The organism is SAR324 cluster bacterium (assembly GCA_015232315.1).
Lineage (GTDB): Bacteria > SAR324 > SAR324 > SAR324 > NAC60-12 > JADFZZ01.
Genome location: JADFZZ010000022.1, coordinates 1 through 11,853, shown reverse-complemented (window position 1 = coordinate 11,853; position 11,853 = coordinate 1). Strand labels below are relative to the sequence as shown.

Sequence of the window (11,853 nt, the reverse complement as noted above, 5' to 3'; positions counted from 1 at the left end):
TTTTTTCGAAATCAGGATCCGGAAATTTTGAATACCCTATTGAAGGCCCGTCTCAGAAAGTCTTCAGTCTGCACGCCCTGCAACGTGGTGATGCGCTTACCATCTGGTCCAAAAAACATGAGTGTGATGATTGGAACCTCGTGGTACTGAGCAAACCATTTTCCTTCCTGAGAAGTGATATCCGCCATCAGAAACAGAATTTTTCCTTCATACTCTGGTTTTAGCAGGTTGACCACCCGCTTGAGCTCAAGGCATTTGGGTCAATGCGGATCATGAATCTGCACAACCACATTTTGTCCTTTACCAATGAGTGTGAGGTCATGATTTTCGTCAGCATCCCCCAGGAAAATCATCAGCAATGCACTGATGATCAGAATTCCGGAAAATCCTCCCAGAAAAAGCTGGATTGCTTTTTTGGATACACGGTTGTGTTCTGCTTTCATTATTTCTCCTGAAAAACAATTTTTGTTCATATCGGAAAAGAAAGGATCAATTCCTTAACAGCTTCTTGTTAACATTCAAGTTGTGTCAAATTTTTCATACTTATTCTGTTTTTAAACCTGACACCGCCCGAAGTATCCTTTATATTGCCCGCCGATTGATGAGTTATGTTTTCATTAACCTTTTTTTGGGGGGTATTCCATGAGTCAAAACAATTATCCACATTTGCTGTCTCCGCTTGATCTAGGCTTCACTCAGTTACGCAACAGGGTGTTGATGGGTTCCATGCACACGGGCCTGGAAGATAGCGCGAAAAATTTTGACAAGTTGGCTGAATATTTTGCGGAACGGGCTCGAGGTGGTGTCGGCTTGATTGTGACTGGTGGTTTTGCCCCAAACATTCCCGGATGGCTCTCACCCTTGGGGTCCAAACTATCCAATCCCCTCGAAATTCCCCGTCATCGAAAAGTCACCAAAGCTGTCCATGACGCTGGTGGAAAAATTTGTCTGCAAGTGCTGCATGCCGGACGGTATGGCTATCAACCGCTGAGTGTAGCGCCTTCCGCCATCAAATCCCCGATCACACCATTCAAGCCCAGAGCGCTGAGTACTCGTGGTGTTGCAAAAACCATCCGTGATTTTGCGCGCTGTGCCAGATACGCGAAACTAGGGGGTTATGATGGGGTAGAAATCATGGGTTCTGAAGGATATCTGATCAATGAATTTCTGGTAGAACACACCAACAAGCGTACCGATCAATGGGGTGGAACTTATGAAAACCGGATGAAATTTCCGGTAGAAATTGTCAAGGCGGTCAGAAAGGCCGTTGGCAAAAATTTCATTATCATTTATCGCTTATCCATGCTGGATCTGATTGAAAACGGTAGCACCTGGGATGAAGTTGTCCAATTAGCCAAAGCCATTGAACAGGCAGGAGCAACCATCATCAATACTGGAATTGGCTGGCATGAAGCCCGAGTTCCCACCATTGCCACTGTTGTCCCCAGAGGTGCTTATACCAAAGTGACCAAAAAGCTTCGCAAAGAAGTTGGCATTCCTGTCGTCACAACCAACCGGATCAATACCCCCGAAGTCGCAGAGGAAATCCTGTCATCCGGAGATGCGGACATGGTTTCCATGGCCCGTCCGTTATTGGCGGATCCTTATTTTGTCAACAAGGCCGCTGAGGGCAAAGCCGACGAAATCAATACATGCATCGCCTGCAACCAGGCGTGTCTGGATCATGTGTTTTCAGCAAAACGCGCATCCTGTCTGGTCAATCCCCGTGCCTGTTTTGAACTGGAACTGACCTACAAACCAACCATTAATCGTAAAAAAATCGCGGTGGTCGGTGCCGGACCCGCAGGGCTTTCATGCTCAACCATCGCGGCACAACGCGGGCACATGGTGACTCTGTTTGACGCGTCGTCAGAAATTGGCGGACAATTCAATATGGCAAAGAAAATTCCAGGCAAGGAAGAGTTTTATGAGACCTTGAGATATTACAAAAAGCAACTGGAGTTAACCGGAGTCGATGTTCAACTCAATACCAAAGTCACAGCACAGGATCTGATCAAACAGGGTTTTGATGAAGTCATTCTGGCCACAGGCGTTTTGCCAAGAGTTCCGTCTGTCACAGGGATCGATCATCCCAAAGTTATGTCTTACATTGATGTTCTGCTACACAACAAACCTGTCGGTGGTTCTGTGGCGATTATTGGTGCGGGTGGAATCGGTTTTGATGTGGCTGAATTTTTGACGCACTCCGGCAAATCATCGAGTTTGGATGCTGAGGCCTTTATGAAAGAGTGGGGGATTGACAGTAATTTTGACGCACGGGGTGGTATTGCGGGCATCAAACCGGAACATGCCCCCTCTGCGCGAAAGGTGTACCTGATTCAGCGTAAGGCTACCGGGTTGGGAAAAAATCTGGGTAAAACGACAGGCTGGATCCATCGCACCGCCCTGAAACATAAAAAAGTAACGATGATTGCAGGGGCAACCTACAATTATGTGGATGATGCCGGCTTTCATATTACGGTGAATGGCAATGAACAATTGCTGGAAGTCGACAATGTGATTGTCTGTGCTGGTCAGGAATCTCAGCGGTCACTACAACCGGAACTCGAGGCCGCACATGTGAAAACGCATTTGATTGGTGGTTCCAAACTGGCAGGAGAACTGGATGCCAAACGAGCCATTAAGGACGGTGCGACTCTGGCCGCTTCTCTATAATTTATGATTATTGATATGCCTGATTTTCCTTCAATCAACGTATTTATTGGATTAGGTAGCAACCTGGGCGATCGTCGGACTCATCTGGAGCAGGCGATCACCCTGTTGTCCCGGTCGGCAATTCAAATCGAGCAGGTTTCCTCAATCTATGAGAGCAAACCTTACATGGGGATGAAACAACCGGATTATTACAATCTGGTTGTTCGCGCTTCCACGACATTCTCACCGGAGTTGTTACTCCAGCAATGTCTCAAAGTGGAAAGCCAGATGGGGCGAGTTCGAACTTATAAATGGGCACCGCGCATCGTGGATATTGATATTCTGCTGTATGGAAACCAGATCTGGAACTCGGATAATCTGAATATCCCGCACCCTGATTTCCAAAACCGTGGATTTGTTATGGCGCCATTGAATGAAATTTCACCCGACTGGATTGACCCTGTGACAGGACAATCCCTTGGGCAGTTATGGAAACAATGGGCTGCCTCTCATGTCGATGAAATCCCCATTCTTTCTTCGGCCCTGTTATTCTCACAGGAACTAAAGCATCCCTCTGCCCTTCCTTCAAACGGTCTATTTTTTGCTGAACAAACCGTTTAACTCCCATCCTTCTGTATGAAAACAGAATAACTCCCGTTAGAGTAAAAGTCTTATGCTTGAGTTCAAAGAAAAGGGTTGCAATTTTCCGGACTGCCTTTAATCTTGTGGATGGGGAACATCATACTAACTATTCATGGAGAACTACATGAAGTTTGATACGGATTTGATTAATGACAATGTCATGGTGGAAAATTTTGAGTCTGTGTCTGTTGAGAATGGCTTGGAGGATGCGATTCTTGAATATGCCATAGACACCTTCCCTTATCGGGAAACTTTCAGTCAAATCCCCGGTCACAAAGATGACGAATATCGGGAAACGTTGTCAGAACTGATTGATGCGGGGGTTTTAAAAGTAGGTTTTTATTATGAGGAAATGCAGGAAAATCTGATTATTTTTTATTTTCTGCAATGTGATGAAGAAAATTATCTGGTCATCGGTCTTGATCCTGAAAAGGTTCGAGTCAATATTCCGGGCGATGTTGAAGGAGTATTTCGCCTGGACGATGAACAGTACCTGGACATGCTTCAAATGCCCCTGGTCTAGCAAATTCCCCTTGAAACATGAGAGAGCAGATACCTGCTCTCTCATGGCAATCATGCCTCAATTTTACTGAATAATTTATTATACCGCATATTGACCGCAATGTTGCTGATGTTCAACAATCCTTTGGTGAACGCCGCATCAGCTTGTATCCTGCCAAATTCAAGATCAACAAACACCTCATCCGACGTTTCAATCAGACAATCATATTTGTCTTTGAGGCTATTTTCCACGGTACAGGATTGACTGTTGATCAATACCGAATAATCACCGCCATTCTCTCCTGATATTTTATATCCGAGAGTCAGTTGAACGCCATCGGCCTTTTCCGAACGAAAACGTTTAGGCAATGTTTTGAATATATCCTGAACGTTTTCTTCGACTTTCAACGTTTCTTTTACCGGAACTGGCTGAACTGTTTTTTCCGGAGTCGGTTCCGCTTTTGTTACCACTGCGGGGGACTTCAGCTCATTGATTCCGCCAAGTCGTTGTTTCAAAACATCCGGAGTGATCCGTTCAAAAAAGGTGACAAATTGCATCATCGCACCAATATTATCCACCTTGAGTTTTCCTGACATGAACGCCACCTGTGGTTCCATGCGCCCCAGTTCAACATCCAGATAGGCCTGATCATTCACATCAACCACACAGGTTGGTTTTCCAACCAAACCCTTTTCTACCTCACATTTCCCATTTTCCAGGCGAACTGAATATTCCCCACTCTCTTTTCCTGAAATTTTGAAGTGAACCAGCATCGTGCCATTTTTTGCGCGATCAGCCAGAAACCGTGTTGGTAAAATTTTGAACAGATTGGAAACGCTTTCAACGGGAGCTTCCGACACGACAGGTGAAGGTGCGACAGTTACGACAGGTGCGGACTTCAGAAGTTCCGGTGTAACTTTGCTGAAAAAACTGACAAACTGCATCATTGCGCCGATGTTGCTCACTTTCAGTTTGCCACTCATGAACGCCATTTGTGGATTCATCCGTCCGAGTTCTACATCCAGATAAACTTTATCTTGAACTTCGACAACACACGTAGCTGTTCCCTGATGTCCTGCTTCGACTTCACAACGTCCATCCTGAACTTTTACCGTATATTTGCCGCCGGTGTCACCGGAAATATCAAAGTGCACCACCATGGAAACACCCTGTAGCTTTGCGGCAACCGCACGTTTAGGCAAAATCGCAAACAAGTTCTCAATGCTTTCAGGCGAAACGGGTTTTGTGGCAGGGCTTTCGGCGGCGACCACCGTTGGCTTGGTGGTTTTCGGTTGAATGTTTTTGGTTTTAAAATGGGGCAGTGATGCTGTTTCTGTTTCCTGTCCCAAAACACCTTTTTCTTTCAGTTGCTGAGATTCTTCCGGTGAAATTCCGAGTTGTTCCAGAATTTCCTGATTGTTGGCCCCGGGTTTGGGACCAATGTGATGATACACTGGAGCGGTTTGAGAAAATTTGAGGGGATGGGCAAGTTGCCGAACTTTTTTTCCTGCGTCTGAAGACAGTTCAATCGCCATTTCCCGTGCTTTAAACTGCTCTGTTTGTTCAACTTCAGCCAAGGTCAGGACAGGTTCCACACAGGCATCCAGATTTTTAAACACCCCTTCCCATTCTTTCAGGGTTCTGGAGGCAATTTTCTGTTCTATGAGTTCAATCATTTGATTGGGGTCTGTGGTTTTAAGAAGTTCCGGCAATTCCAGCCCCTTGGCCAGTTGTTCAAAAAATTTGGGTTCCAGCGAGCCAACAGACAAATAACGTCCATCTTTGGTTTTGTAATGGTTGTAGAACGTGCCGCCGTTGAGCAGCCCTGATTCATACGCTGAGTTTTTCTGTTGTCCCAGCCATTCTGACATTCCCAGAATTCCTAATGCCATCGAGCCATCGAGCATGGAAACATCGATGTGCTGACCTTCCCCTGTTTTTTGCCGATGAATCACCGCCGTCAGAATACCTGTCACTGAAAAAAGAGCGCCGCCACATAAATCCGCAATCTGGGTTCCCAACATGGAGGGGCCTTGTTCATGGGTCCCTGAAAAGGAATTCAGACCGCTCAACGCCAGATAATTGATATCATGTCCGGCACGTTGCGCCATCGGCCCTGTTTGCCCATAACCAGTCAAGGAGCAATAAATCAATCCGGGATTTTCCTGACGCAGGGTTTCATAATCCAGCCCCAGAGATTTCATGACACCCGGACGAAACTGTTCAAGCACTACGTCATACTCATGCACCAGTTTTTTGATAATGGCGACAGCCTCAGCGGTTTTTAAATCGAGACAAACAGATTTTTTATTTCGATTCAAGGTGTCGTAAACCACAGGATTGCTCAGGCGTATCAAATCCGGACGATTGGGGGCATCAACCCGTAAGACGTCTGCGCCAAGATCGCCCAGAATCATGGTTGCGTAGGGACCAGGCAACAACGTTGAAAAATCCAGAACTTTAACGCCGTGAAGAGGTGCATGAGACATAATGAACTCCTGAAAAAGAAATCAAGCATGACAGATACAGGGATTGCTCAATCCACATATCCATTGGAATAAAACCATTCGATGGAATCTCTGATCGAAATTCCAACATCTCTGGGTGCAAAGCCCAGTTCACGCTGGGCTTTGTTGTTATCAACATAAATATACTGTGAAATATAGCGCACTTCAGCCGGAGTAGAGAGAGGGGTTTTATGGGTATAATGATCCGCCACCATTTTCAGGATGTGGGCTGCGCCCTCCATAGCGAGTTTGGGAAGAGGCACTGTGATGGTACGCAATTTTTTTGGAGAAACTTCCGCGACAATTTCGGCAAATTCAGAAATGGTAAGATCGCGATTACCCAAAATGTATTTTTCACCGCGTTTTCCATGTTCAGCGGCCAGAATATGCCCAATGGCCACATCCCGAACATCAACCGCATTGAACCCGCCTTTGATATTCAGATGAACTCCTTTCAACAGATTGAGAATCAACTGTCCGGTTGGCGTTGGACTTCTGTCACCCGGACCAAAGGGAAAAGCGGGATTCACCACCACGACATTCAGTCCATGCTCAGAAAATCCAATCACTTCCTGCTGGCTTAAATATTTGGAAAGCACATACGGATTGGCATCATATTGATTGAACTCCGTCTCTTCATTAGCCACATTGGTTCCGGGTTCGATTCCAAGAGCGGAAATGGAACTGGTGAACACCACTTTCTTGACGTTGTTTTCCAGGCTGGCCCACATGATGTTCCGGGTTCCCTGAAGGTTGACTTCATACAGCGGTTTCCAATCAGGCATCCAGATCGAGTAAATTCCGGCCAGATGGAATACGGTATCAATATCTTTAATACAGCGTCTTAAAAATGTTTTATCCAGAATATCACCCATCATGATTTCCAGCGGCAAGCCTTCGAGATTACGGGGGGATTCTCCCGGACGCAACACGGCCCGAACCTCGACACCCTGATCCAGCAGAACTTTGGCAACATGTGATCCAATAAACCCTCCGGCTCCAGTCACTAATGCTTTCTTCATAGAAACTCCTTTTTTCATTATAAAATTAACAGTGGTTTAAGAGATAATCATTTTGCTGGAATCATTCGGTGGTGTTGGATGGATCTCTGGATGCGTATGGCTCCGGATGAGCACATCTCCCAGAAACGAAAAAAAATTCGTCCAGTCACTGATTTTTCCCTCAAAATATTGGGCTGTCATCATTTCAATGGCTCCATGAGCTAAAGCCAGTCCCGCACAACTTAGATATGAGACTGGAACATTGATTAAAACCCCCTCTTCAATCCCCCGTTGCAAAAGATTTTCCAGAATGCCTAGTGATGCGTCTCTCTGTGCCTTGAATTTTTCAAGAGTCTCCGGTTTCAACTGATCGAGTCCCCCTCGTTTTTCGCAAGACCGCAAAATTTTATAGGCCACAGGATTTTCAAAATAGAATTGGATGTAACGTTCATAAAGTTGCCTCAATTGCTCAAGCACAGGTAGGTCTGGTGAAATCTGACTGATATGATTGAGCCTTTCCAGATCTTTTTCTATGAACAACCGGGCATAGATTTCATTTTTACTTTTAAAGTGCTGATACAGGGTGCCCACAGAGACTTCCATTTTTTCAGCGATTTCTTCCATTTTCACGGAATCCACCCCTTTTTTCTGAAACAAATCAGAAGCTGTTTTTAAAATTTTTATTTCTCTGCGTTCAAAGTCTCTTGCCTTGCGTTCAGACGTTCCCATGCAAATCCGGAATAATTATGTTGGATGAGTATCAGCCGGCAGATCTTTTTTGCTGGCTACAGGAAAAATTATCCCTGGATTTTGCGGAATAGTGACGCAAACTGCATCATGGCACCAATGTTACTGACCTTGAGCTTTCCACTCATGAAGGCCATTTGAGGTTCCAGTTTGCCGTTCTCGATATCCAGATACGTCTGCCCTTCGACATCAACCACACACGTTGGCTCGCCGTCATGTCCCTGCTGTGTATGACATTCCCCATTCTTAACCGCGACCGTGTATTTCCCGGACAATGCGCCGCTCAGATTGAAATGAACAATCATGTTCACTCCCGATGATTTTTCAGTTTTCAAACGGGAGGGAAGTCCCTGAAACAGTTCGTCCAAGGCTCCGGTTCCTGTCGCCACAGGCGCAGGAGTTGCGGTTGCAGAAACTGATGCGGTGCTGGTCGCCTGAACCGGAGTGGTGCTTTGTGTGCTGAACATATCAGGTGTGACTGGTGAAAACCAGGTGACAAACTGCATCATGGCCTGAAGATTATTTACTTTGATTTTTCCGGTCATGAATGCCATTGCCGCTTCCATTTTCCCAAGTTCCACATCGAGATAGGTTTGCGCATCCGTTTCTACCAGACATTTGGATTCTCCCTGTAATCCATGCTGGACAGAACACTTGCCCTGAGCCACAATGACGGTGTGCTCACCGCCTTTTTCACCACTGATTTTGAAATGAACAGTCATGGTTGCGGTCTTTGCTTTTTCAGGTTGAAACCGTTTTGGTAAAATATCAAACAGCGCTGTGGTCGTATCCGGAACGGCAGAAGATGCTGGTTTGGCAGGTGTGACGGGAGCTTCAGTCTTTTGTGAAGCTTCGGCTTTCCGGGGTGCTGATTCTTTAGCGGGAGTTGCTTGATCCGATTGATACGCAGACTGATATTGAATCTGGTCAAACATCATTTTCGCGATGATTTCCCGCATGATTGCTGACGCGCCGCCTGCGATGGTACCAACACGAGTATCACGGTACATGCGTGAAATCGGATATTCGTCCATGTAGCCATAGCCGCCAAAAAACTGGAGACATTCATCCGCGACTTTTTTGGCGAGTTCTGTGGCATACAGTTTGGCCATGGAACATTCTCGGGTCGCGACAGAGCCTTCCGCATGGAGCCAGCAGGTGTGATAGGTCAGTTGGCGCGCGGCTTCCACCTGTGACGCCAGGTCAGCCATTGTATGCCGGATCACCTGGAATTTTGCCAGTGGCCGGTTGAAGGCCTCGCGTTCATTCAGATATCTCATGGTCATATCGAGACAGCCAACCATGCCACTGCATGAAATAATTGCCGCGACCAGACGTTCAAGCTGGAAACTTTCCATGATGTAATAAAATCCTGAGTTTTCCTGCCCAATCAGATTAGATGCCGGTACACGAACATTATCGAAGGATAATTCAGCAGTATCGGAACTGTGCAGTCCCATTTTTTCAAGTTTGCTGGCTTTAAATCCGGGAGCGTTTGTATCGACAACAATCAGACTGATGCCTCCTGCTCCGGCTTCAGAATTTGTTTTACAGGCAAGGGTTACAAAATCACCATAAACGCCATTTGAAATAAAAATTTTTGAGCCATTGATCACATACTCATCGCCATCCCGAACGGCTTTGGTTCGAATGGCTGATACATCCGATCCGGCTCCGGGTTCTGTGACCGCAAGCGCGCCAATTTTTTCTCCTTTGATGGCCGGTACCAGGTATTTTTGTTTGAGTTCGTCACTGCCGGCAGACGCGATGTGCGCTGTTGCCATATATTGATGCACTGAAACCGCCGTCGAAAATCCTCCCATTCCAGAAAGCGCGAGTTCTTCCAAAAAAACCACCGAAAAGAAAAAATCAGCATCACTGCCGCCAAAACGTTCCGGATATGAAATTCCCAGAAAACCTAGTTCTCCCATGCGTTTCCAGACACTGCGTGGAATCTCCCGGGCTTTTTCCCAGGCATCCGTGTGTGGAATCACTTCCTTCTGGATAAACTGCCTGACACTGTTACGGAAAATTTCATGTTCCTGAGTAAAATATTGAGATTTCATAAGGTCGACTCCGGCGGATATGGATGGGAAACAATGAGTAGATTTTTCAATAATAAGAAACAACGTCTTATTATTCATAAAATGAATCAGGTTCAAAAAATAATGCGTATTCATTACAATGCAAGCTTTTTTACCAAGCGATTGCTTGGTTGATTCATGTTCACTTATAATTGGGACGTATCCCTGACATGCTTCACGTAACAGTGACTTTCATTCAGGCAACAAACCGGGAGTGAAAGATCATTTGGTAATTTGGAAAAAACAAAAACCTGAATGGATGGATCAGGAAACCCGGTTGATATTTCCTGAATTTTTGACAATGCGAGAGGTTAAGTCAGAAGGAAAAATACTGGTCACTTCCATGCTGAATCCCAAAGAGGTTTATCGAAAGGAGTTAGCGGAACTCTATAAGAAACCGTGGTTAGTCGAAGTGAATCTGAAAGCCATTAACAACACAACGCAGATGGGAATACTCCGCTGTAAAACTCCAGAGATGGTACGAAAAGAAGTTTGGGTGCATTTGCTTGCTTATAACTTGATCCGAACAGTAATGGCTCAAGCTGCTTATCAGCGGGTCTTCACCCTGGAAATATCGGTCACCAACGCAGGCCGTTCTTTATTCCATTGAATTGGTTGGACAGATGCCTGTCATTTTCGAAACAGCCTTTCCATGAACGATTTCTTTTTCAAAATCGGGCCTGTGCGGGGATTAAATTCAAAGTTTGTATCGGCTTGTAGGGGTTGGCCCTCTTGCATCAATTTTATCAATTTAAGATTTCCCAGGGCAATCTCATAGGATGGATCAATTAACAGAGCTTTTTCCAGCGCCTCCAGGGCCATCTGTTTGTTCCCGAGCATTGCATAACAAAGTCCCATATTTCCGTATGGTTTGGGGGAATTGTCATTCAGGGAGATTGATTGCTGAAACAGTTCTATTGCCTGTTCAAATTCACCCTTTTCCATGTGAGCATAGCCCGAATCGAATAGTTCATAGGCTTCCATGTAGGTTTTCAGGTCAACACCCTCTGTTTCTTCAATGAAGGCTTCACTCCTCTCAAGTTCTTTCCTGGCATTTTGTACCGCAGGATCATCAGGAGGGCCTGTTTCAATGATGAGTTGAAATGTTTTCAGCATGTGGAGAATTTCCGCCCGCTTTTGATGGGTGGCCGCCTTGTTATTCATCGCTTCCAGAAATCCGGGTGAGACTTCAATTGCGGCGTCAAAATAATGCAGGGCGTCATCAAACATGTCCTTCCCGTAATAGAGATTGCCCATGGCGAACAAAACATCAGGGTGTTCCGGGTATTTTTTCATCAGCATATTGAGAATATTTTGTGCCTGGTCCAGATCTCCGTTTTCGATCAATTCCATGGCACGATTTGCAGAATCTTTAATTCTGGTGAGAGATTCTTGCTCAGAAAACAACACTTTTTCAGGCATGGGCATCATATAATGGTAGTTTCCGGGACCCGCATAACGTTCCAACGCACTAATGATTTGTTTGCATCGGGGAACTGTATCATAGGGACCTGCCATAAAAAACGGCTTTCCATCTTTTCCAAAAGACCAGGAAACGGGACAGGCTGTTGCGTCAATATCTCCAAATATTTCCACCTGTGCAGGTGTATTTTACGCAACCAGTTTAAACTCAAGGACATGATGCTTAAACCAGGTTGGATATTCCTGATTCTTTTTTAAGGCCGTCACCGAAGCCAAGGCCACACTCCCTGCCT

11 protein-coding genes are annotated in these 11,853 nt (G+C 45.6%); 4 read left to right on the top strand and 7 right to left on the bottom strand.

Annotated elements, in window-relative coordinates; translation table 11 throughout:
* Positions 1-11 precede the first annotated feature (11 nt).
* Together HQM11_14070 and HQM11_14065 are read right to left on the bottom strand one after the other, a co-directional pair.
* Positions 12-236: a hypothetical protein gene (locus tag HQM11_14070; protein ID MBF0352155.1), complete on the bottom strand. Its 225-nt coding sequence runs from the start codon at positions 234-236 to the stop codon at positions 12-14.
* Between the two features lie 24 nt (positions 237-260).
* Positions 261-443: a hypothetical protein gene (locus HQM11_14065; protein MBF0352154.1), complete on the bottom strand. Its 183-nt coding sequence runs from the start codon at positions 441-443 to the stop codon at positions 261-263.
* A gap of 199 nt (positions 444-642) precedes the next feature.
* Here HQM11_14065 and HQM11_14060 point away from each other — a divergent pair, with 199 nt between their 5' ends.
* The 3 genes from HQM11_14060 to HQM11_14050 all read left to right on the top strand — a co-directional run bounded on the left by HQM11_14060 (position 643) and on the right by HQM11_14050 (position 3,820).
* Positions 643-2,676, top strand: a complete 2,034-nt coding sequence (locus HQM11_14060; protein MBF0352153.1) for an NADPH-dependent 2,4-dienoyl-CoA reductase — start codon at positions 643-645, stop codon at positions 2,674-2,676.
* A 15-nt stretch (positions 2,677-2,691) separates the two neighbouring features.
* Positions 2,692-3,276, top strand: coding sequence for a 2-amino-4-hydroxy-6-hydroxymethyldihydropteridine diphosphokinase (folK, locus tag HQM11_14055; GenBank protein MBF0352152.1), 585 nt, complete (start codon positions 2,692-2,694; stop codon positions 3,274-3,276).
* Positions 3,277-3,421: 145 nt separating this feature from the next.
* Positions 3,422-3,820: a hypothetical protein gene (locus HQM11_14050; protein MBF0352151.1), complete on the top strand. Its 399-nt coding sequence runs from the start codon at positions 3,422-3,424 to the stop codon at positions 3,818-3,820.
* 50 nt (positions 3,821-3,870) lie between these two features.
* On the opposite strand, the gene HQM11_14045 is transcribed toward HQM11_14050, so the two are convergent.
* The 4 genes from HQM11_14045 to HQM11_14030 form a co-directional block, all read right to left on the bottom strand.
* Positions 3,871-6,288 (bottom strand): CoA transferase, encoded by a 2,418-nt coding sequence (locus HQM11_14045; protein MBF0352150.1) that lies wholly within the window; start codon positions 6,286-6,288, stop codon positions 3,871-3,873.
* A 47-nt stretch (positions 6,289-6,335) separates the two neighbouring features.
* Complete coding sequence (locus HQM11_14040; GenBank protein ID MBF0352149.1) at positions 6,336-7,328, bottom strand: SDR family oxidoreductase; 993 nt, start codon at positions 7,326-7,328, stop codon at positions 6,336-6,338.
* A gap of 36 nt (positions 7,329-7,364) precedes the next feature.
* Positions 7,365-8,036 (bottom strand): TetR/AcrR family transcriptional regulator, encoded by a 672-nt coding sequence (locus tag HQM11_14035; protein ID MBF0352148.1) that lies wholly within the window; start codon positions 8,034-8,036, stop codon positions 7,365-7,367.
* 68 nt (positions 8,037-8,104) lie between these two features.
* The gene (locus tag HQM11_14030) at positions 8,105-10,120 is read right to left on the bottom strand and encodes an acyl-CoA dehydrogenase family protein (GenBank protein ID MBF0352147.1); all 2,016 of its coding nucleotides are present in this window, start codon (positions 10,118-10,120) and stop codon (positions 8,105-8,107) included.
* A gap of 244 nt (positions 10,121-10,364) precedes the next feature.
* On the opposite strand from HQM11_14030, the gene HQM11_14025 reads away from it, so the two are divergent.
* Positions 10,365-10,748 carry a transposase gene (locus HQM11_14025; protein ID MBF0352146.1) on the top strand — a complete coding sequence of 128 codons (384 nt, stop codon included), beginning with the start codon at positions 10,365-10,367 and terminating at the stop codon, positions 10,746-10,748.
* A 20-nt stretch (positions 10,749-10,768) separates the two neighbouring features.
* Here HQM11_14025 and HQM11_14020 read toward each other — a convergent pair whose 3' ends face one another.
* On the bottom strand, positions 10,769-11,656 hold the full coding sequence (locus tag HQM11_14020) for a tetratricopeptide repeat protein (protein MBF0352145.1): 888 nt from the start codon (positions 11,654-11,656) through the stop codon (positions 10,769-10,771).
* Positions 11,657-11,853 lie beyond the last annotated feature (197 nt).